General features: G+C 66.3%; 17 protein-coding genes and 1 tRNA gene. 10 read left to right on the top strand and 8 right to left on the bottom strand.

Features of this window, described 5'->3' with window-relative positions:
- Window positions 1-1734: 1734 nt before the first annotated feature.
- Window positions 1735-1824: transfer RNA gene (locus MXB90_RS05145), tRNA-Ser, on the bottom strand.
- Window positions 1825-2092: 268 nt separating this feature from the next.
- On the opposite strand from MXB90_RS05145, the gene MXB90_RS05140 reads away from it, so the two are divergent.
- The 7 genes from MXB90_RS05140 to MXB90_RS05110 are packed head-to-tail and all read left to right on the top strand — an operon-like array spanning window position 2093 to window position 8471.
- Window positions 2093-2938, top strand: coding sequence for an SPOR domain-containing protein (locus MXB90_RS05140; RefSeq protein WP_250041912.1), 846 nt, complete (start codon window positions 2093-2095; stop codon window positions 2936-2938).
- Between the two features lie 12 nt (window positions 2939-2950).
- Window positions 2951-4138 (top strand): D-alanyl-D-alanine carboxypeptidase family protein, encoded by a 1188-nt coding sequence (locus MXB90_RS05135; RefSeq protein WP_250041910.1) that lies wholly within the window; start codon window positions 2951-2953, stop codon window positions 4136-4138.
- A gap of 6 nt (window positions 4139-4144) precedes the next feature.
- Window positions 4145-4753, top strand: coding sequence for a dTMP kinase (tmk, locus tag MXB90_RS05130; RefSeq protein WP_250041908.1), 609 nt, complete (start codon window positions 4145-4147; stop codon window positions 4751-4753).
- Window positions 4750-5865, top strand: coding sequence for a DNA polymerase III subunit delta' (locus tag MXB90_RS05125; RefSeq protein ID WP_250041907.1), 1116 nt, complete (start codon window positions 4750-4752; stop codon window positions 5863-5865). Before tmk ends, MXB90_RS05125 begins: the two co-directional genes overlap by 4 nt.
- A gap of 26 nt (window positions 5866-5891) precedes the next feature.
- Window positions 5892-6695: a TatD family hydrolase gene (locus tag MXB90_RS05120; RefSeq protein WP_250041906.1), complete on the top strand. Its 804-nt coding sequence runs from the start codon at window positions 5892-5894 to the stop codon at window positions 6693-6695.
- Window positions 6692-7492, top strand: coding sequence for an MBL fold metallo-hydrolase (locus tag MXB90_RS05115; RefSeq protein WP_250041904.1), 801 nt, complete (start codon window positions 6692-6694; stop codon window positions 7490-7492). The genes MXB90_RS05120 and MXB90_RS05115 overlap by 4 nt, the downstream gene beginning before the upstream one ends.
- A 28-nt stretch (window positions 7493-7520) precedes the next feature.
- Window positions 7521-8471, top strand: a complete 951-nt coding sequence (locus MXB90_RS05110) for an AEC family transporter (RefSeq protein WP_250041922.1) — start codon at window positions 7521-7523, stop codon at window positions 8469-8471.
- Window positions 8472-8544: 73 nt separating this feature from the next.
- On the opposite strand, the gene MXB90_RS05105 is transcribed toward MXB90_RS05110, so the two are convergent.
- Window positions 8545-8856 (bottom strand): ETC complex I subunit, encoded by a 312-nt coding sequence (locus tag MXB90_RS05105; protein WP_250041902.1) that lies wholly within the window; start codon window positions 8854-8856, stop codon window positions 8545-8547.
- A 325-nt stretch (window positions 8857-9181) separates the two neighbouring features.
- On the opposite strand from MXB90_RS05105, the gene uvrB reads away from it, so the two are divergent.
- The gene (gene uvrB / locus MXB90_RS05100) at window positions 9182-11362 is read left to right on the top strand and encodes an excinuclease ABC subunit UvrB (RefSeq protein ID WP_250041899.1); all 2181 of its coding nucleotides are present in this window, start codon (window positions 9182-9184) and stop codon (window positions 11360-11362) included.
- Between the two features lie 62 nt (window positions 11363-11424).
- Window positions 11425-12225, top strand: coding sequence for a DUF6782 family putative metallopeptidase (locus tag MXB90_RS05095; protein ID WP_250041897.1), 801 nt, complete (start codon window positions 11425-11427; stop codon window positions 12223-12225).
- 7 nt (window positions 12226-12232) lie between these two features.
- Here the strand turns inward: MXB90_RS05095 and parA are convergent, their stop codons facing one another.
- From parA to MXB90_RS05070, 5 genes are all read right to left on the bottom strand, one after another.
- Window positions 12233-12862: a ParA family partition ATPase gene (gene parA / locus MXB90_RS05090; protein WP_250041895.1), complete on the bottom strand. Its 630-nt coding sequence runs from the start codon at window positions 12860-12862 to the stop codon at window positions 12233-12235.
- A gap of 68 nt (window positions 12863-12930) precedes the next feature.
- Complete coding sequence (locus tag MXB90_RS05085) at window positions 12931-14217, bottom strand: DUF3422 family protein (RefSeq protein ID WP_250041893.1); 1287 nt, start codon at window positions 14215-14217, stop codon at window positions 12931-12933.
- A gap of 197 nt (window positions 14218-14414) precedes the next feature.
- A complete protein-coding gene (locus tag MXB90_RS05080; protein ID WP_250041890.1) occupies window positions 14415-15848 on the bottom strand; it encodes an NAD(P)(+) transhydrogenase (Re/Si-specific) subunit beta in 1434 nt (477 codons plus the stop codon).
- 15 nt (window positions 15849-15863) lie between these two features.
- Window positions 15864-17438: a Re/Si-specific NAD(P)(+) transhydrogenase subunit alpha gene (locus tag MXB90_RS05075; RefSeq protein WP_250041888.1), complete on the bottom strand. Its 1575-nt coding sequence runs from the start codon at window positions 17436-17438 to the stop codon at window positions 15864-15866.
- Between the two features lie 252 nt (window positions 17439-17690).
- The gene (locus tag MXB90_RS05070) at window positions 17691-18146 is read right to left on the bottom strand and encodes a methyltransferase family protein (RefSeq protein WP_250041887.1); all 456 of its coding nucleotides are present in this window, start codon (window positions 18144-18146) and stop codon (window positions 17691-17693) included.
- Between the two features lie 126 nt (window positions 18147-18272).
- On the opposite strand from MXB90_RS05070, the gene kynU reads away from it, so the two are divergent.
- Window positions 18273-19469: a kynureninase gene (kynU, locus tag MXB90_RS05065; protein ID WP_250041886.1), complete on the top strand. Its 1197-nt coding sequence runs from the start codon at window positions 18273-18275 to the stop codon at window positions 19467-19469.
- On the opposite strand, the gene MXB90_RS05060 is transcribed toward kynU, so the two are convergent.
- Window positions 19462-20226 (bottom strand): gamma-glutamyl-gamma-aminobutyrate hydrolase family protein, encoded by a 765-nt coding sequence (locus tag MXB90_RS05060; RefSeq protein WP_250041885.1) that lies wholly within the window; start codon window positions 20224-20226, stop codon window positions 19462-19464. The two genes, kynU and MXB90_RS05060, sit on opposite strands and share 8 nt — an antisense overlap.
- Between the last annotated feature and the right edge of the window lie 72 nt (window positions 20227-20298).

Genomic DNA, 20298 nt, shown 5'->3' with positions numbered 1-20298 from the left:
CGTCACTGAAGCTGTGGGATGAGTCTGTCCACGGAAAGGGAAACCTCGGCCATCAGCTGATTTGTGCAACAGAGCCCTGATCATCCACATTCTGGCCAAGCGGCTCTCTGAACGAACCGAAACGGCTAGGCCAGTCCTATCTACGCCAAATGCCGTGCGGGGCGCTACAGCGCAGCACCGCGATGCGACTAAACTGTGGCCAAAGCCTAAACGATAGCAGCCGCGCGATCAGTCACGGGTTCTTCCACGCCGATTCTGTATGCGGATGGGCGAAGTGCAAGCCCCTGATAGTCACAGAACAACCGAACGTGCCATCACGGGACCGCAAAGGCGGGGCTTTCGGGATTTTCGGGCCGAGATAGGTTGGAAACCTCATAGGCTTTCCCGCCAATGACTTAACCTGGCTCTGGCCCTTGAAATAGAAACAAGGAAATCAAGGCATGCCTGCCCCCGGACCCCTTCGGCATCTCTTACGACGAAACCCCCGACAGCAGGCCGATTGTGCAGGCCGAAGTCTGGCCGACAAGTGGCTTTCTAGCCCAGGTCAACAGGCGGCACCGGCTGGCCCGCGCCAAGGCCGTGCTGTGGAAGCTAATCCGCGATGGCTGGACCTGTCCCGAGTGCGGCGGGCATGTGCCAATGACCCGGCGCGCGGATGCAGTTTATTGCCGGGAAGCCTGCCGGAAGCGGGCGAAGCGCAAGCGGCAGGCGCTGGGCGTGAACCTTCAACCCTCTAAGGCGCTCTGGCCCTAAAAGCACATCGGGCCTTGCCGACCCTCACAATCTGGACCCTTGGAAGAACCTACCGGGGGGGGGGGGGCCAGCCCCTAAGATAAATGTTGATCTTGCCGACCGGGCTGGGCGAGTAGCCTTGTGGCTGGCGTAGGGTTCCTGTTCCGTTCGGCTATGCAGCGCGCCCTGTGCAGAGTATTCTTGAAAGAATTCGCAGGCGCGGGCAAGTTCAGCCAACTGGGTGAGCACCGTAAGGTGGCCTTGTTTTTAAGGCGTTTCGTCCGGTTGGCCTCTATCAATCGGGGAGGATCTCCCGGGCATCCCAGGTCCGGATGCCGCAAGGAATTGAGCCAGATTTCGACTTCCCGTCCTGGTTGATCTACCAGACAGCGATTCAACTCCCGAAGAATTCTTCGCGGGTTGAATCGCGAGGGGCAACTCGCCTGCCGCGCAAGGCATTGAAATTAGTTTTATTATTTCTTGCGAGGTTTGGCCGGCGGAGCGAAATCAACATTTATCTTATGGGCTGGGGGGGGGCGGTGCGAACTCTGGCCCCCTGGAATCGGAACCGGCGCACTTCCTTCACGGCAAACGCAAACACAGGTTTTCACACGGGGCCGAGTTTTTGGAGAGGTATCTACGCGCGAGGGATGGCCGAGTTTCGCTATCTTTCCACGCGCGCACGCTTTCCACGCGCGCACGCGCGAAGGCTGGCCGAGTTTTCCCGAGCCGTAAAAAGCGAGTTTGTGAAGCAATACGCGCGCGCGCACGCGCGCTAGGCGGGGGAATTGTAACTTCCCAGAACTTCGCGTCTTGCCCCCCCGAGGCGTCTAAAATAGGCCGATCTAGCCGGCGGCATGATCCGCGAACCGTTCCAGCGCTGGGCTGGCATGTTCCGGCTTATTCCGGGGACATCCAAGCGATTGAGGGGGAATTTCTGGGGGGGACGAAAAACCGCGTTGCCGATTTATCAAATTAAATCAAAGAATTGCCTGAAAATATTGGCGGAAGCGGTGGGATTCGAACCCACGGTACGGTTCCCCGCACGCCAGTTTTCAAGACTGGAGCCTTAAACCACTCGGCCACACTTCCGGTGCAGGGCGGCGCGCCTGATGGCCTTGGCTGTCCGGCCGGCGCGTCAAGTCCTGCGGGGCAGCGCTTAGACCAGATCACGCGATTCTGAAAGACGCCGCGCGCTGAAATCCGCAGGCAGGCCTGTGCCGCACTTTTCTTGGCCGGGCGGACCGGCTAATCTTGCGCAAAACGAGGCCCCGGCCGCGCAGGCCGCAACGGGGCGTGGGCGGGTGCCCTTGCGGGTGGTTCAGGGACAGGCGCGGGCAACCGTGCGGGAAGGGTCAGAATGTCGAGGCAGGAAATTAGACGGTTTGCACTGGTGCTGGCGGCCGGGGCGGTGCTGGCGGGATGCGAGGCGGGAACCCTGCCCTTCGCGGGCCTTGGCGGCGACGCGGTCGCACCCGAAGGCGCCGGGGCCAGCGCGCCTGCCGGCATCGAACGCGATGTCGAGGCGCCCAAGGTCTTTGCCGCGGAAGGCGACGGGCTTTGGGATGGCCGGCCCTCGTTGGGCGGGGTCTGGGTGGCGCATCCCGATGTAAAAGACCCCGAACGGGTGCTGATCCGCAACACAACCAACGGCAAATCGGTCGTGGGGGCGCTGTTCCGGCGTGAACGCGAACAGCCCGGGCCAAGGCTTCAGGTCTCGTCGGATGCGGCGGCGGAACTGGGCATGCTGGCGGGCGCGCCGACGAAACTGTCGGTGGTGGCGCTGCGCCGTGAGGTGGTCGCCGCCCCCGAACCGCTGGTCGAGGGCCCCGTGATCGCTGAAGGATCGGCGATCAGCGGCGAGGTCATCGAGGCGCGCCCGATCGCCGAGATTGCCAATTCCGCAAGCCAGGCCATCGCCAAGGCCGAGGCCGCGCCCGCCACACCGACGCCCGCCCCAGCGCCGGAAGCCGGGTTCAAGGCCTATGCCCAGATCGGCATCTTCAGCGTCGAGGCCAATGCCAAACGCGCCGCCACGCAGATGACCGACGCGGGCCTTACGGCCGCGATCCGCAAGGAGGAAAGCCAGGGCAAGACCTTCTGGCGCGTGGTCGCGGGCCCCGCCGCCACCGTCGCCGAGCGCAACGCGATGCTGACCAAGATCAAGGGGCTCGGCTATGCCGATGCCTATGCCATTTCGAACTGATCGGACCGCCTGATGACCCTTTTCCGCCCCGCCCCCCGCCTGCTGGCCCGCCTTGCCGCCGCCACGGCGCTGTCGCTGCTGGCCGCCCTGCCCGCCCGCGCCTTCGACACCCAGGCCAGCGCGGCCTGGGTCTATGATGTGACCACGCAGACGGTGCTTCTGGAAAAGAACGCCGATGTGGCGCTGCCGCCGGCCTCGATGTCCAAGCTGATGACGCTGAACATGCTGTTCGAGGCGCTGCGCGATGGGCGCGTCACGATGGACACGACCTTCTCGGTTTCCACCCGCGCCAAGGAAATGGGCGGATCGACCATGTTCCTGAACGAGCTTGACCGCCCCACCGTGCGCGAGCTGATCCACGGCATCGTGGTGAATTCGGGCAATGACGCCTGCGTCGTCGTGGCCGAGGGGCTGGCCGGGTCCGAGGACGCCTTTGCCAAGCTGATGATCGAACGCGCCCGGGCGCTTGGCATGGAAAATTCGATCTTCGCCAATGCCTCGGGCTGGCCGCATCCGGGCCATCGCATGTCGATGGAGGATCTGGGCATCCTGTCGGTGCGGCTGATCACCGAATTCCCTGAATTCTATCCGATTTTCGCCGAAACGAACTTCAACTACAAGGATCGTGCCCCGGCCAATGCCAACAACCGCAACCCGCTGCTGGCGATGCGCGGCACCGACTGGCAGGCGGACGGGCTGAAAACCGGCCACACCTCTGAGGCGGGCTATGGGCTGGCGGGGTCGGCCGTGCAGGGCGACCGGCGGGTGGTCTTTGTCATCACCGGCCTTGAGACCGAGGAACAGCGGCGCGGCGAATCCGAAGGCATCGTGAACTGGGCCTTCCGCCAGTTCGTGATGAAAACCGTGGTGCAAAAGGGCAAGCGGCTGGCCGAAGCGCCGGTCTGGCTGGGTGAGGCGCAATCGGTCGGTCTGGTCCCGGCCGAGGATGTGACCATGCTGGTGCCCGCGCTGGCGCAGGATACGATGACCGCCGAGGCGATCTTCAACGGCCCGATCGAGGCCCCCGTGGCCGCGGGCCAGGCCTTGGGCGAACTGGTGATCACCGTGCCGGGGCTGGATGCGCCGCGCCGGGTGCCGCTTGTGGCGCAAACCGATGTGGCCAAGGGCGGTTTCATGGTGCGCGTCAAGGCCGCGTTCGAACGTCTTGGCGCAAGGGCGCTGGACGCGGCTGGCAGCTGAGCGGCGATGTTCATCACCTTCGAGGGGATCGACGGATCGGGCAAATCCACCCAAGCGCGCCTGCTGGCCCAGGCGCTGCGCGATGCGGGGCGGGCCGTGGTGCTGACGCGTGAACCGGGCGGCAGCCCCGGGGCCGAGGAAATCCGCCGGCTGGTCCTGGAAGGCGACCCGGATCGCTGGTCGGCGGAAACCGAATTGCTGCTGTTCACCGCCGCCCGGCGCGACCATCTGGAACGGACCATCGCGCCCGCGCTGGCGGCGGGGCAGATCGTCATCTGCGACCGCTTTGCCGACAGCACGCGCATGTATCAGGGCCTGACGCGGGGCGATCTGCGCGCCACCGTCGATCGGCTGCATGACATGATGATCGGGCGCGACCCCGACCTGACCTTTTTGATCGACATCGACCCCGCGGTGGGTCTGGCGCGGGCCCGCGCGCGCAACGGGCATGAAGAACGCTTTGAGGATTTCGGCCTGCCGATGCAGGAACGGATGCGCGCGGGCTTTCTGGACCTGGCCCGCGAATTCGCGCCCCGCTTTCGGGTGATCGACGGATCCCGCCCGCCCGAGGCCGTTGCCGCCGAGATCTCTGCCATCGCCCGGGCCGTGGCATGAGCGCGGCGGACCTGCCCGATCCGACCCAGGTCGAAGGCGCCCCCCATCCGCGCGACACCGCGCGCCTGATCGGGCAGACCCGCGCCGAGGCGGATTTTCTGGAGGCCTTCAACACCGGGCGGCTGCACCACGGCTGGATGCTGACCGGCCCGCGCGGCGTGGGCAAGGCCACGCTGGCCTGGCGCATCGCGCGATTTTTGCTGACCCGGCCCACGCCCGGTTCGGCGGGGCTGTTCGGCGCACCCCCCGCGCCGCACAGCCTGGACACCGACCCCGACCATCCGGTCGTACGCCGCATCCATGCCGGGTCGGAACCGGGGGTCTTTTTGCTCAAACGCGGGCCGAACGACAAGGAAACCGCGCTATCAGCCGATATCCGCATTGATGAGGTGCGCAAGCTGAAAAGCTTTCTGCACCTGTCCTCGGCCGAGGGTGGACGGCGCGTGGTGATCGTCGATGCCGCGGATGAGATGAACATCCAGGCCGCCAATGCGCTGCTGAAGCTGCTGGAAGAACCGCCCGGCGGTGTCACCTTCCTGCTGATCGCGCATCAGCCGGCGCGGCTGTTGCCCACGATCCGGTCGCGCTGCCGCGAATTGCGGCTGGCAACGCTGGGCCCGCAGGACATGGCCGCGGCGCTGGCCCAGGCGGGGGCTGCGGCCGAGGATCCGGCGGCGCTGGCCGCACTGTCGGGCGGATCGGTCGGCGAGGCGATCCGGCTGACGAACCTGGACGGGCTGCGCAGCTATGCCGCGCTGGTGGCGCTATACGCCCGCCTGCCACAGATGGACCGGATCGCGGCGCTGTCGCTGGCCGAAAGCGTGGCGGGCAAGGCCAATGAGGCGCGCTTTGACCTGATGCTGGGCCTGTCGGACCTGTTCCTGGCGCGGCTGGCCCGGACCGGCGTTGCCGGCCCCCCTACCCCCGAGGCCGCCCCCGGCGAGGCCGCGGTGATGGCCCGCCTGTCCCCCGATCCGGCGGCGGCGCTGAAATGGGCGGCGCTGCACCAATCGCTGGGCGCGCGGGCGCGCCACGGGCGGGCGGTCAACCTTGACCCTGCCGCGCTGGTCATGGATATGGTGCTGGAAATCACGGCGGCGGCATCCGGCTGACCCGCCCAAGTCATGAGGACAGGCAGATGACCGCAGCGCCCGAAATCGTCGACAGCCACTGCCACCTCGACTTTCCCGATTTCGCCGAGGATCTGGCCGGCGTGGTCGATCGCGCCCGCGCGGCTGGCGTGACGCGGATGGTTACCATCTGCACCCGGCTGCGCCAGGAACCCCAGGTCCGCGCCATCGCCGAACGGTTCGAGGGCGTCTTCTACGCCGCCGGCACCCACCCGATGAGCGCGGCCGAAGAACCGCTGGTCAGCGTGGATCAGCTGGTGGCGCTGGCCGCGCATCCGAAATTCGTGGGCATCGGCGAAACCGGGCTGGATTATCACTACACCGCCGACAGCGCCGAGGTGCAGAAGACATCCCTGCGCATCCACATTCAGGCGGCACAGGAAACCGGGCTGCCGCTGATCATCCACGCCCGCGCCGCCGATGACGACATGGCCGCGATCCTGCGCGAAGGCTTTCGCGCCCGGCCCTACAGCTGCGTGATGCACTGCTTTTCCTCCAGCCCCGCGCTGGCGCGCGCCGCCCTTGACCTTGGGTTCTATCTGTCGATGTCGGGCATCGCGGCCTTCCCCAAAAGCCAGGATATCCGCGACATCTTTGCCGCTGCGCCGCTGGACCGGGTTCTGGTGGAAACCGACGCGCCCTATCTGGCCCCGCCGCCCTTCCGCGGCAAGCGCAACGAACCGGCCTATACCGTCCATACCGCGCGCAAGGGGGCCGAGATCTTTGGCCTCAGCTATGCCGATTTCGCCGCCGCGACCTCGGCGAATTTCGACCGTCTGTTCAGCAAGGCCGCGGTAAAGGTGCAGGCATGAGCCGGTTGCGTTTCACGATCCTGGGCTGTGGGTCATCGGGCGGGGTGCCGCGCATCGGCGGCCATTGGGGGGCCTGCGATCCCGCCAACCCCAAGAACCGCCGCACCCGCTGTTCCATGCTGGTCGAACGGATCGGCCCCGAGGGCGTGACCCGCGTGTTGATCGACACCTCGCCCGACATGCGCGAACAGCTGCTGCGCGCCGAGGTCGGCACCCTGGATGCGGTGGTCTATACCCACAGCCATGCCGATCACATGCACGGCCTGGACGACCTGCGCCAGATCACCTTCAACATGCGCCGCCGCCTGCCGGTCTGGGCCGACAGCGACACGCAAGAGGCGCTGCTGAACCGCTTTGGCTATGCCTTCGTGCAGCCGCCTGACAGCAACTATCCCCCGATCTGTGAGCTGCGCGCCATCCACGGCCCCTTCCAGATCGAGGGCGCGGGCGGGCCGATCCCGTTTCAGCCCTTCCGCGTGGAACATGGCAATATCGATGCGCTTGGCTTTCGTATTGGCGGGCTGGCCTATCTGCCCGATGTGTCGGCCATCCCCGACCCTGCCTGGGACCATCTGGGGGGGCTGGAGTGCTGGGTGCTGGACGCGCTGCGCCGCACGCCGCATCCGACGCATGCCCATCTGGCGCTGGCGCTGGAATGGATCGCGCGCGCCCGGCCCGCCACGGCGGTGCTGACCAACATGCATGTCGATCTGGACCATGATGAGGTGATGGCCGAAACGCCCGACCATATCCGCCCCGCGCATGACGGCATGGTGCTGGACCTGCCCGCGCCATGACCCTGCCCACCTGCATCCCGGCCCGCCCATGGGCGCGCTGATCGACGTCATCCTGCCGGTCTTTCTGGTGATCGGCTTTGGCTATCTGGTGACCTGGCGCGGGCTGTTCGCGGATGGGGCGGTGGATGGGCTGATGCGCTTTGCGCAGAACTTTGCGGTGCCGGTGCTGCTGGCGCGGTCGATCGCGCGGCTGGATCTGGGGGCGAGCTATGACGCGGGGCTGATGATCAGCTTCTACACCGGCGCGCTCTGCGCCTTTGCGCTGGGGATCGCGGGGGCGCGGCTTCTGTTTGGCCGGTCGGGGCCCGATGCGGTGGCGATCGGCTTTGCCTGCCTGTTCTCGAATTCCCTTCTGCTGGGCGTGCCGATCACCGAACGCGCCTATGGGACCGAGGCGCTGGCGGGCAATTTCGCAATCATCTCGTTGCATTCGCCGCTGCTTTACACGATCGGCATCGTCGCGATGGAGGCCGTGCGGTCGCGCGGCACCGGGGCGGGGCTGGGGCGCGTCGGGCTGAACGCGCTTTTGGGCGTGTTGCGCACGCCGCTGGTGATCGGCATCCTCGCGGGTTTCGCGCTGCAGGCCTATATGGCGCTCAGCGGTCAGGACCTGCCCGAGCCGCTTTGGGCGGCGATGACGATGATGGCCAATGCCGCCCTGCCCGCGGCGCTGTTCGGGCTGGGGGGCGTGCTGTATCGCTATCGGCCCGAAGGCGATATGAAGGCGATCGCCATGGTCAGCGGGCTGTCGCTGCTGCTGCATCCGGCGATCACCTATGGGCTTGGCCGCTGGGCCTTTGACCTGAATACGGGGCTGCTGCGGTCGGCGGTGCTGACGGCGGCAATGGCGCCCGGGATCAACGCCTATCTGTTCGCCAACATGTATGGCACGGCGAAACGGGTCGCGGCATCAAGTGTGCTGCTGGCGACCGCGGGGTCGATCCTGACGATCTGGCTGTGGCTGGCGGTCCTGCCCTGAGGCGCCTGAGCCGGCAGGGGCCAAGCCGATGCGGGCCAGGCCCTTGCCCGCAGGCGAAAGCACATTGTGCCGATCAGTGCGTCCAGGCGCTGCGGCGGTCGGTCGCGAAATTCTCGCCATAGCCGCGCGGGCGAACGTTGGCGGCCCGCTTGTGCGGTTCGGTCACGACGTAATCCAGGCCATGATCGCGGGCATAGGCCTCGGCGGCCTCACGGCTGTCGAATTTCAGCCGCACCTGCGATTGGGTGTCGCCCGAACTGGTCCAACCCATCAGGGGGTCAATTTCGCGCGCGTCGGCGGGCATGTAATCCAGATACCAGATCCGGGTCTTGGCCTGCCCCGACTGCATGGCGTTGCGGGCCGGTTGGTAGATACGCGCGCGCATGGCTTACCTCTTGCGAATGGGTCGCCTTTTATTAGTGGATCGGGCCAAAAGCGCAAGCCCTTGGCGCGGCAGCCGTTACCGGGCAAGGGGTGGCTGCCGGCCGGCTGGGGAGCGAGGGGTGGGGTGGTGCGCCCGCCGGCAGCCTTTTGCTGCTTGCCGGAACAAGATGCGAACAAACGCGCCGCGACGCAAGAAAAATTGCGCGCAATCCCATGATATAACTCGTAAAATTTGACGCATCCCTTAACCCTTTCTTGACCTTTGCACCAACCCCTTGCAACTGCGGCAAAACAGGCCAACTCTAGAGGGCTTGCAGAGGTCCGCGATGCCCCACAACACCACCAACGCCCCCGTCCCCCGCCCCGAGGTGCTGACCCGCCCGAAACTGGAAGGCGGCAAACGCTTTGTGATGAAGACCGAATTTTCCGCCGCGGGCGATCAGCCGACCGCGATCGTGGAACTGTCGCAAGGCGTGCTGGCGGGCGAACGCAACCAGGTGCTGCTGGGCGCCACCGGCACCGGCAAGACCTTCACCATGGCCAAGGTCATCGAGGCGACCCAGCGCCCGGCGATCATCCTGGCGCCCAACAAGACGCTGGCCGCCCAATTATATGGCGAATTCAAGGGCTTCTTCCCCGACAATGCGGTGGAATATTTCGTAAGCTATTACGATTACTATCAGCCCGAGGCCTATGTGGCCCGCACCGATACCTATATTGAAAAGGAAAGCCAGATCAACGAACAGATCGACCGGATGCGCCACTCGGCCACCCGGGCGCTGTTGGAACGCGACGATGTGATCATCGTCGCCTCGGTCAGCTGCATCTACGGTATCGGCTCGGTCGAAACCTATTCGGCGATGACCCAGGACATGGCAGTGGGCGGGCTTTTCGACCAGCGCAAGTTTCTGGCCGATCTGGTGGCACAGCAATACAAGCGGCTGGATGCGGCGTTTCAGCGCGGGGCGTTCCGGGTCAAGGGCGACACGGTCGATCTGTGGCCCGCGCACCTGGAAGACCGCGCCTGGCGCTTCAGCTTCTTCGGCGAAGAGCTTGAGGCAATTACCGAATTCGACCCGCTGACAGGGCAGAAAACCGACAGTTTCGAAAAGATCCGGATTTATGCCAACAGCCACTACGTCACCCCGCGCCCGACGCTGCAACAGGCGACCAAGGGCATACGGGCGGAACTGGCCCAGCGGCTGAAACAGCTGACCGATGAGGGCAAACTGCTGGAAGCGCAGCGGCTGGAACAGCGCACCAATTTCGACCTGGAAATGCTGGAGGCCACCGGCGTCTGCAACGGGATCGAAAACTATAGCCGCTATCTGACCGGTCGCGCGCCCGGTGAACCGCCCCCCACCCTTTTCGAATTCATCCCCGACACGGCCATCGTCTTCGCCGACGAATCGCATGTGACCGTGCCGCAGATCGGCGGCATGTATCGCGGCGACTACCGGCGCAAGTTCACGCTGGCCGAACATGGCTTTCGCCTGCCGTCCTGCATGGATAACCGCCCCCTGAAGTTCGAGGAATGGGATGCGATGCGCCCGCAATCGGTCTTTGTCTCGGCCACGCCTGCGGCCTGGGAACTGGAACAGGCGCAGGGGGTCTTTACCGAACAGGTGATCCGTCCCACCGGCCTGCTGGACCCCGAGGTGGAAATCCGCCCCGTGGAAACCCAGGTGGATGATCTGCTGGACGAAATCCGCAAGGTCGCCGCGCGCGGCCTGCGCACGCTGGTCACCACCCTGACCAAGCGCATGGCCGAGGATCTGACCGAATATCTGCACGAACAGGGCATCCGCGTGCGCTATATGCATTCCGACATCGACACGATCGAACGGATTGAAATCCTGCGCGATTTGCGGCTGGGGGCGTTTGACGTTCTGGTCGGCATCAACCTGCTGCGCGAGGGCCTGGATATTCCCGAATGTGGGCTGGTGGCGATTTTGGATGCCGACAAGGAAGGCTTCCTGCGATCCGAAACCTCGCTGATCCAGACGATCGGGCGGGCCGCGCGCAACGCCGAAGGCCGGGTGATCATGTATGCCGACCGCATCACCGGCAGCATGGAACGCGCGCTGGCCGAAACCAACCGCCGCCGCGAAAAGCAGGTGGCCTATAACGAGGCGCATCGCATCACGCCGCAAACCGTCAAGAAGAATGTCGAGGATGTTCTGGCGGGCCTGTGGCAAGGCGATACCGACATGTCGCGCGTCACCGCCACCGTGGGCAAGATGCACGGCGCCAACCTTGAGGCGCATCTGGACGGTCTGCGCGCCGCGATGCGCAAGGCGGCCGAGAACCTGGAATTCGAGGAGGCCGCCCGTCTGCGCGACGAAGTCAAGCGGCTGGAGGCCGTCGATCTGGTCGTGTCCGACGATCCCCTTGCCCGCCAATCGGCGGTGGAAGAGGCCGCCGATGCCGCCGTCAAGGCCAAGGGCCGGTCCACCGCCGGGCGCCCCGGCCAGCGCGGCGGTGTCAAGCGCCGCGGGCGCGGCTGACGATGCCCGCCGCGCGCCCCGCCATTGGGCCAAGGGCCGGGCGGTGGGGGCTGGCGGGTGTGATGGCAACCGCGATCCTGGGTGCGGGCGCGCCGATCCTTCCCGCATGGGCCGAGCCTGCGGCGAACGCGGCCTGCCTTGTCACGGGACACCCCCCCGCGTCCCCCTCGGTCGCGCAGGCCCGTCTGCTGGCCGCGCTGGCCCGGGTTGCGGATCTGGCCAGCCCGGGGCGCGACCCGCTGCTGGCGCCGCTGGATGACCGCGCGGTCACCCTGTGCCTGGACGACCGGCCCACCGGCGCGCTTGGCTATTTCGCGCCCGACACCGCCGAGATCGTGCTGGATGCCGGGCTGGAAGATGACGGGTTGTTTGTGGTGCTGGTGCATGAATTGCGCCACCTGCAGCAGGATCGGCGCGGCCTGTGCCCCGCGCCTATCGACCTGTCGCGCGCGGACATGCTGCAGATGGTCTTTGCGCTGGAGGCCGATGCCCAGGCGATCACCACGCTTTACGCCTGGCGCAAGCGTGCCGCCGGCGACCCGGGGCCCTGGCAGGCGCTGTCGGGCCATGAGGCCTTTGACCTGATCGGCGACAGCTTCGCCGCCGCCATCGCGCAATCGGGCGATCCGGCACAGGCGACCGCAGCTGCCTTTTCCGCCTGGTATGCCGAAGAGGCGCGGGTGGACCGCTACTATCGCGCCACCTGCAGCGATTGGTATGATGCGCAGGACCGCGAACACCGGCTGGGCGCCACCACCCCCCTGCCCGCCGATTTCAGCGCCGCCCTGTGCCAGATGCCCGATGGCGCGCCCTATGACTGCGCGCCGCCGCCCCCCGCAGCCAAGCCGCCCACGGCGCCCTGATCCCGCCCTACAGCGCGGCCAGCACCTCGGCCATCAGCGCCTGAACCTCGGCGCTGGCGGGGCCCGGGCGGGCCGCCTCGGGCGCGGCAAGCCCCTGGCCCAGCGTTTCGGCATAAACCACCCGATGCGCCAGCTGCGATTCGGCCAGATCGGCCTCAAGTTCGGTGGCGGCGGCAGCGATTTCATCGCCCAGCCGCGTGCCGCGCTTGGTGCGGTTCAGCACCACCAGCGGCCGCTTGCCCATCCGCCGCGCCATGTCCAGAACGCCCTCGGTCGCCCACAGATCGACATGGCTGGCGCCGACCGGGACAATCACCAGATCGGCCTCGCGCAAGGCCGGGCGCAGGTCGCTGTCCACCTTGGGCGGCGTGTCGATGATGATGAAATCATGCAGCTTTTTCAGCTTGTCGCTTTCATAGGACACACCCCAGGCCGATGAGGTCGACAGCTCCATCCCGGCCGCGCCCAGGCGTTCGCGCCGCGTCATGAACCACCGCCCCAAGGATCCCTGCGGATCGGTGTCCAGCAGCGCCACCGAATGCCCCGCCCGCGCCAGCGCCACCGCAAGGTTCACCGCCAGCGTCGTCTTGCCGGCCCCGCCCTTCTGCTGTGCGACCGCGATAATCCTGCCCGTCATGCTGCACCCCCTTTGCCGCAGCGCAGCATGGCACGGATTGCCGCGAATTGCACCCCCGGGCGTTGCCCCTAATGCCCCATCCGCTTGCGGATGCGCCGCACCATCAGCCAGACCAGCGCGATCACCACCGGCGTCAGGGCGGCGGTCGTCATTTCCTTGCCCAGACCCAGCAGCTTGGCCGCCGGATAGGCCAGATAGGCCGCCAGGCTGACCGCGTAATAGCTGATCGCCACAACGGACAGACCTTCGACCGTGTGCTGCAGCCGCAACTGCAGATCGGCGCGGCGATCCATGCTTTCCAAAAGCTTCTGGTTCTGCGCCGACCGTTCCACATCGACCCGGGTGCGCAACAGCTCACCCGCGCGGGCGGCGCGTTCCAGCATGGTGCGCAGCCGCGCCTCGGCCGATTTCACCGTGCGCATCGCCGGGTCATAGCGGCGCATCATGAATTCGGAAAACTTCTGCCGCCCCTCAAAGCGCGCCTCGCGCAGCACCTCGACCCGTTCCTTCACGATCGCCTCATAGGCGCCGGTCGCGCCGAAGCGGAAGGCATGTTCCACCGCCAGGCTTTCCAGTTCCGCCGAGATCGTCAGCAGCTCATCCAGCGCGGCTTCGGCGGGGCGTGTTTCATCGCGCATCCCCGTCATCAGCGCCGACAGCTGCGGGTCCAGCGCATTCAGCCGGCCCATCAACGCGCGCGCGCGCCCAAGCCCCAGCATCGACATGGCGCGATAGGTTTCCAGTTCGCAGATGCGCTGGACAATGCGCCCGATGCGCCCCGATCCGGTGCCGGGCCGCACGAAGACCGCAAAGCGCATCTGCCCCGCCGGATCGATGCGGAAATCGCCCGCGATCGCCGCCGCGCCATCCAGCACCCAGGCGCAGACCAGGCTTTCGGGCACGAACCAGCCATCCAGCGCGGGGGCGATGTCATCGGGGTTGTCGGGCAAGGTTTCGATGCGGATATTGACGGCCGCGATCCGCCGCCCCGGCGCCGCCCCGATCCAGTCGGCCGGAAAGACAGCGGCTTCGGCCGGATCGAAGGGCCGGTCCGACACGCCCGGCGCATGGGCCAGGAAGGTGGTGAATTCGGTATGGCTTTCCCATTTCAGCGCGTGGCGCCCGATCTGGCCGGTGTAATGCGTGGCGCCTGGCTGCGGATGGGCGGCGCCATAGCGGTCCAGCAGGGTCAGCAGATGGGCATGATCCTTGGCGCGGTCGCGGTTGGCCGCATCCAGCGGTTCCTTGATCGCCAGATAGACCACATGGCCCGGCGCCGAAATCCGCGGAAATGGGCGGGCATGCAGTTCATTGACAAGCGCATAGCGCTGGGGGTGGTCGTCGATCGGGCGCATCGCGGGGTCCGGTAAGGCTTGGCGAAGGCGGGGCCTTCGGGAATTGGGATATCGGCAGGGCCGGCTTCAAATAGCACCGCCGGGCCAAAGGAAATCAAGCGTGTGAGGGTATGCACAGGGATACCGGGCATTTGTGCAACAGCCCGCAACAAAAAGGCCCCGCCGGGGCGGGGCCTTTGCTGTCATGTCGCGCGCGATCAGTCGATCATCGGCAGCAGCTGGTCCACCGACTTCTTGGCATCGCCATAGAACATCCGGGTGTTGTCCTTGTAGAACAACGGGTTCTCGATGCCGGAATAGCCGGTGCCCTGGCCGCGCTTGGACACGAACACCTGCTTGGCCTTCCAGACCTCCAGCACCGGCATGCCGGCGATCGGGCTGTTGGGGTCTTCCTGGGCGGCCGGGTTCACGATGTCGTTCGAGCCGATGACGATGACCACATCCGTGCTGGGGAAGTCCTCGTTGATTTCGTCCATTTCCAGAACGATGTCATAGGGAACCTTGGCCTCGGCCAGCAGCACGTTCATGTGGCCCGGCAGGCGGCCCGCGACGGGGTGGATCGCGAAACGCACCTCTTTGCCCTTGGCGCGCAGCTTGCGGGTCAGTTCGCTGACCGACTGCTGGGCCTGTGCCACCGCCATGCCATAGCCCGGCACGATGATGACGCTGTCGGCATCGTTCAGCGCCGCGGCCACGCCTTCGGCGTCGATCGCGATCTGTTCGCCGGTGACTTCCATCGCCGGACCCGTGGTGCCGCCAAAGCCGCCCAGGATCACGCTGACAAAGCTGCGGTTCATCGCCTTGCACATGATGTAGCTCAGGATCGCACCCGAGCTGCCGACCAGCGCGCCGACCACGATCAAGAGGTCGTTGCCAAGGCTGAAGCCGATCGCCGCCGCCGCCCAGCCCGAATAGCTGTTCAGCATCGACACCACCACCGGCATGTCGGCGCCGCCGATGCCCATGATCAGGTGATAGCCGATGAACAGCGCGGCCAGCGTCATCACGATCAGCGCCAGCGTCGAACCCGACTGCAGGTAGACCACCAGCAGCACGATCGAAATCAGCGCAGCACCCGCGTTCAGCGCATGCCCGCCGGGCAGCTTTTTCGCAGCCGAGGTCACCTTGCCCGCCAGCTTGCCAAACGCGATGACCGAGCCGGTGAAGGTGACGGCGCCGATGAACACGCCCAGGAAGGTCTCGACCCGCAGGATCGACACCTCGACCGGCGATTTATGCGCCAAAAGCCCCGCAAAGCCCGTCAGCGCGCCGCGCGCGGCCTCATCCATGGCGAAGACGCGGGCCAGTTCCGCATGGGTGCCAAACCCCACGAAAACCGCCGCCAGACCGACAAGGCTGTGCATCGCCGCGACAAGCTGCGGCATTTCGGTCATCTGGACCTTCTTGGCGACGATCCAGCCGATGATGCCGCCGCCCAGGATCAGCAGCAGCGACAGCCACCAAAGCCCCGCGCCGGGGCCGACCAGCGTTGCCGCAACCGCCAGCGCCATGCCGACGATGCCGTACCAGACGGCACGTTTCGCGCTTTCCTGCCCCGAAAGGCCGCCCAGCGACAGGATGAACAGAACAGCCGCAACCACATAGGCGGCGGTGGTGAAACCGAATTCCATGTTCCGGCCCTCCCTTTACGACTTCTGGAACATGGCGAGCATGCGACGCGTCACCATGAAACCGCCGAAGATGTTGATCCCGGCCATGAACACCGACAGCGCCGCCAGCACCAGCACCAGGAAGCTGCCCGACCCGATTTGCATCAAGGCGCCCAGGATGATGATCGAGGAAATCGCGTTGGTGACCGCCATGAGCGGCGTGTGCAGGCTGTGGCTGACGTTCCAGATCACCTGGAAGCCCACAAAGACCGACAGCACAAAGACGATGAAGTGCTGCATGAAGCTGGCCGGCGCCACCAGACCAACGGCCAGCAGCAGACCGCCGCTGATCGCCAGCAGTGCCACCTGATCGCGGGTCTGCTTGCGGAAGGCCGCCAGTTCCTGGGCCCGCTTTTCTTCAGGCGTCAGTTCCTTGGCCTTTTCCTTGGGCTTGGCCGCCGCGATCGCCTGCACCTTGGGCGGCGGCGGCGGGAAGGTGATCGCGCCCTCATGGGTCACGGTCGCGCCGCGGATCACGTCGTCTTCCATGTTGTGGACGACCACGCCATCCTTGCCCGGCGTCAAATCCGCCATCATGTGACGGATGTTGTTGGAATAAAGCGTTGACGATTGCGCCGCCATCCGGCTGGGGAAGTCGGTATAGCCGATGACGGTAACGCCATTGTCGCTGACCACCTTCTGATCGGGCACCGTCAGGTCGCAGTTGCCGCCCCGTTCCGCCGCAAGGTCGACCACGACCGAGCCGGGCTTCATCATGGCGACCATATCGGCCAGCCACAGTTTCGGCGCATCGCGCCCCGGGATCAGCGCCGTGGTGATGACGATGTCCATCTCGGGTGCCAGTTCGCGGAACTTCTTCAGCTGCGCTTCGCGGAATTCCGGGCTTGAGGGCGCGGCATAGCCACCCGTGGCGGCACCGTCCTGAACCTGATCCTCGAAATCGAGATAGACGAATTCCGCGCCCATCGATTCGATCTGTTCGGCCACTTCGGGGCGCACGTCGAAGGCATAGGTGATTGCGCCAAGGCTGGTCGAAGTGCCGATCGCGGCCAAGCCCGCCACGCCCGCGCCCACCACCAGAACCTTCGCCGGGGGCACCTTGCCCGCCGCCGTGACCTGGCCGGTGAAGAAGCGGCCAAAGTTGTTGCCCGCCTCGATCACCGCGCGATAGCCCGCGATATTGGCCATGGACGACAGCGCGTCCATCTTTTGCGCGCGCGAAATCCGCGGAACCATGTCCATCGCGATCACGCTGGCGCCGGTGCCCTTCGCGGCCTCCAGCAGATCCTTGTTCTGCGCGGGATAGAAGAAGGAGATCAGCGTCTGGCCCTTCTTCAGCAGGCCCACCTCTGACTCCACCGGGGGACGCACCTTGACCACGATGTCGACCGCGCCAAACAGCGCCGCCGCATCGGGAACAATGGTCACACCGGCCGCTTCATAGGCGGCATCCGAAAACCCGGCCGCGGATCCCGCGCCGGACTGAAGGAAACATTCATGGCCCAGCTTTTTCAGCTGAACCGCCGAATCCGGCGTCATCGCGACACGCGATTCGCCCTCAAAGATCTCCTTTGGAGCTCCGATCTTCAACGCTCTCTCCCCCTTCTCATGGCCAGTTGGCCACGGTGGTCATGATATGGCCCGGAACGCATAACACCGCGCAATAATATTTCACAACGGCAATTCACCGCAGCTGCGGCGCAATTCCCGCCCAATGTGCCTTTGCGGCAAGCGGGCCTGTATCGCAAGCCCCTTGGCGCGGCTGCGACCCTTTGGCCGGTCCAGTCGGACCCTTGAAATGGCATCAAGGCGGGAAAATTGTTGCACAACGGCAACGGTTGACTACAGCCAGCGGCGCGTCCGGGCGGCATAGCGCTGCCAGTCAGCGCCGAAACGGGCGCGGATGCGGGCCTCTTCGCCCGCGATGAAGCGGCGCGCGATCAGCGCCATGAAACCCGGCACCAGCCAGATCGCCGCCAGACCGTCCCACCACAGCAGAAGGCCCGCCAGAATCAGCGCATCGGCCAGATAGATCGGGTTGCGCGACAGGGCAAAGGCCCCGCCCGTCACCAGCGCCGCCGGGTCACGGCGCGGGATAAAGGTGGTGTGGCGCGCCACCATCTGCGCAACCGCCACCGCCATCAACGCCAGACCCAGCCCGATCAGCACCATCCCCACCACGCGCCCGGGGCCAAAGGGCACCGGCACCGCACGCGCCAGCCCCCAGCCCAGGCCCGCAAACAGGCCAAGCCAGACCGGCGGCAGGTCCAGGATCCGCAATGGCTGGGCAAAACGCATCGGCGGCTCACTCTCCTGATCTTGTGTGCCGGCGATCCTTCGCGCGATGACGCGCGGGGATCAAGGGCCAAGTGCTTGCCAAACCCCGGCGGGCGCGACACTCTGCCCCCCTGACGGAGGAACATGATGACAACCGATTTCACCGCAACCCGCGCCCTGTTCGACCTGCCCGAAGGAATGGTCTATCTGGATGGCAATTCGCTTGGCCCCCTGCCCCGGGCGGTGCCGGACCGCGTCGCGCGCACGATCCGCGACGAATGGGGCGGGATGCTGATTTCGGCCTGGAACAAGGCGGACTGGATGGCGATGCCGCGCCGCGTGGGCGACCGGGTGGCGCGGCTGATCGGGGCGGAACCGGGCAGCGTGGTGATGGGCGACACGCTGTCGATCAAGGTCTATCAGGCGATCGCCGCAGGCCTGGACATGAACCCGGCCCGGCGGGTGATCCTGTCGGACAACGGCAATTTCCCCACCGATCTGTACATGGCCGAGGGGCTGTGCCGGACGCTGGGCGCCGATTACCGGCTGAAGGTCGTGGCGCCCGAGGATGTGGCAGACGCAATCGACGACACGGTGGCGGTGCTGATGCTGACCGAGGTCGATTACCGCACCGGGCGGCGCCATGACATGGCAGCGCTGACCGCGCGGGCCCATGCGGCCGGCGCCATCGCGGTCTGGGATCTGGCCCATTCTGCCGGTGCCTTCCCGGTCGATTTGGCCGGCGCGGGGGCGGATTTCGCGGTGGGCTGCACCTATAAATACCTCAATTCCGGCCCCGGTGGCCCGGCCTTCATCTATGTCGCCCCGCGCCATGCGGATCGGGCGGTGCCCGCGCTGTCGGGCTGGCTGGGCCATGCCGCACCGTTTGCCTTTGACCTGTCCTACCGGCCCGGCGCGGGGGTCGAGCGGATGCGGGTGGGCACGCCGCCGATCCTGCAACTGGCGGCGCTGGATGCGGCACTGGATGTCTGGGACGGGGTGGCGATGGCCGATATCCGCGCGGCCTCGCTTACGCTGGCGGATCGCTTCATCCAGGGCGTCTTGGCCGCCTGCCCCGATCTGCGCCTTGTGACCCCCCGCGATCCGGCGATCCGGGGCAGCCAGGTCAGCTTTGCCCATCCCGAAGGCTATGCCATCATGCAGGCGCTGATCGCGCGCGGGGTGGTGGGCGATTTCCGCGCCCCCGACATCCTGCGCTTCGGGATCACCCCGCTTTACATCGGCACGGCCGAGATCGACCGCGCCGTCGCCGTGCTGGCTACGGTGATGCGCGAGCGGCTGTGGGACCGGCCCGAATACCGCGAACGCGCGGCCGTCACCTGACGCGCCGCGCCGCCGCCGCCCAGGCGCGGACCGCATCGCCAAAGGCCCGGAACAGCGGCCGCGAAACCGGGTCATCGGCGGCATTCCATTCGGGATGCCACTGCACCGACAGGGTAAATCCCGGCGCATCCGCGACATGGATCGCCTCGGGCGTGCCATCCTCGGCCCGGCCTTCGATCACGATCCGGGGCCCGGGCTGACAGATCCCCTGCCCGTGCAGGGTGTTGGTCATCACCTCGGTCGCGCCCAAGACCTGATGAAAGCGCCCGCCCTCGGTCAGGCGCACGATGTGGCGCAGGGCAAAGCTTTCCTCAAGCGTGCCTTCGGGCGGCATGCGGTGGTTCATCCGCCCCGGCAGGTCGCGGATTTCGGGGTGCAGCGTGCCACCCATGGCCACGTTCACCTCTTGGAAGCCCCGGCAGATGCCAAAGATCGGCTGGCCACGGTCCACGCAGGCCCGGATCAGGGGCAGCGCCACCGCATCGCGCGCCCGGTCAAAGGCGCCATGCGCGGGGGTTTCTTCCTGCCCGTATTCGGACGGATGCACATTGGGCCGCCCCCCCGTCAGCAGGAAGCCGTCACAGACCTCCAACAGGTCTTCGACCCGGACCAGCCGCGGATCGGCGGGGATCACCAGCGGCACGCAATCGGCCACCTGCGCCACCGCCTCGGAATTCATCGTGCCCCCGGCATGCACCGGGTAACGGTCATTAAGTTCATGGGCATTGCCGATGATGCCGACAACGGGTCTGGACATGGTTTTCCCCCAGGCTTTGCGCAAGCCTAAGCGCCGCGCAGGCGCCTGAAAAGGGGATGCCGCGCACAGGGC

The organism is Phaeovulum molybdatiresistens (assembly GCF_023544865.1).
Taxonomy (GTDB): domain Bacteria; phylum Pseudomonadota; class Alphaproteobacteria; order Rhodobacterales; family Rhodobacteraceae; genus Pontitalea.
The sequence above is the reverse complement of the archived record's forward strand: the minus strand, read 5'-3'. Positions and strand labels throughout refer to the sequence as shown.

What these genes read in the sequence shown, in the direction of transcription:
- MXB90_RS05140 (WP_250041912.1), top strand. Translation starts at nt 2,093, where the DNA reads ATGTCGAGGCAGGAAATTAGACGGTTTGCACTGGTGCTGGCGGCCGGG.
- MXB90_RS05135 (WP_250041910.1), top strand. Translation starts at nt 2,951, where the DNA reads ATGACCCTTTTCCGCCCCGCCCCCCGCCTGCTGGCCCGCCTTGCCGCC.
- tmk (WP_250041908.1), top strand. Translation starts at nt 4,145, where the DNA reads ATGTTCATCACCTTCGAGGGGATCGACGGATCGGGCAAATCCACCCAA.
- MXB90_RS05125 (WP_250041907.1), top strand. Translation starts at nt 4,750, where the DNA reads ATGAGCGCGGCGGACCTGCCCGATCCGACCCAGGTCGAAGGCGCCCCC.
- MXB90_RS05120 (WP_250041906.1), top strand. Translation starts at nt 5,892, where the DNA reads ATGACCGCAGCGCCCGAAATCGTCGACAGCCACTGCCACCTCGACTTT.
- MXB90_RS05115 (WP_250041904.1), top strand. Translation starts at nt 6,692, where the DNA reads ATGAGCCGGTTGCGTTTCACGATCCTGGGCTGTGGGTCATCGGGCGGG.
- MXB90_RS05110 (WP_250041922.1), top strand. Translation starts at nt 7,521, where the DNA reads ATGGGCGCGCTGATCGACGTCATCCTGCCGGTCTTTCTGGTGATCGGC.
- MXB90_RS05105 (WP_250041902.1), bottom strand. Translation starts at nt 8,856, where the DNA reads ATGCGCGCGCGTATCTACCAACCGGCCCGCAACGCCATGCAGTCGGGG.
- uvrB (WP_250041899.1), top strand. Translation starts at nt 9,182, where the DNA reads ATGCCCCACAACACCACCAACGCCCCCGTCCCCCGCCCCGAGGTGCTG.
- MXB90_RS05095 (WP_250041897.1), top strand. Translation starts at nt 11,425, where the DNA reads ATGGCAACCGCGATCCTGGGTGCGGGCGCGCCGATCCTTCCCGCATGG.
- parA (WP_250041895.1), bottom strand. Translation starts at nt 12,862, where the DNA reads ATGACGGGCAGGATTATCGCGGTCGCACAGCAGAAGGGCGGGGCCGGC.
- MXB90_RS05085 (WP_250041893.1), bottom strand. Translation starts at nt 14,217, where the DNA reads ATGCGCCCGATCGACGACCACCCCCAGCGCTATGCGCTTGTCAATGAA.
- MXB90_RS05080 (WP_250041890.1), bottom strand. Translation starts at nt 15,848, where the DNA reads ATGGAATTCGGTTTCACCACCGCCGCCTATGTGGTTGCGGCTGTTCTG.
- MXB90_RS05070 (WP_250041887.1), bottom strand. Translation starts at nt 18,146, where the DNA reads ATGCGTTTTGCCCAGCCATTGCGGATCCTGGACCTGCCGCCGGTCTGG.
- kynU (WP_250041886.1), top strand. Translation starts at nt 18,273, where the DNA reads ATGACAACCGATTTCACCGCAACCCGCGCCCTGTTCGACCTGCCCGAA.
- MXB90_RS05060 (WP_250041885.1), bottom strand. Translation starts at nt 20,226, where the DNA reads ATGTCCAGACCCGTTGTCGGCATCATCGGCAATGCCCATGAACTTAAT.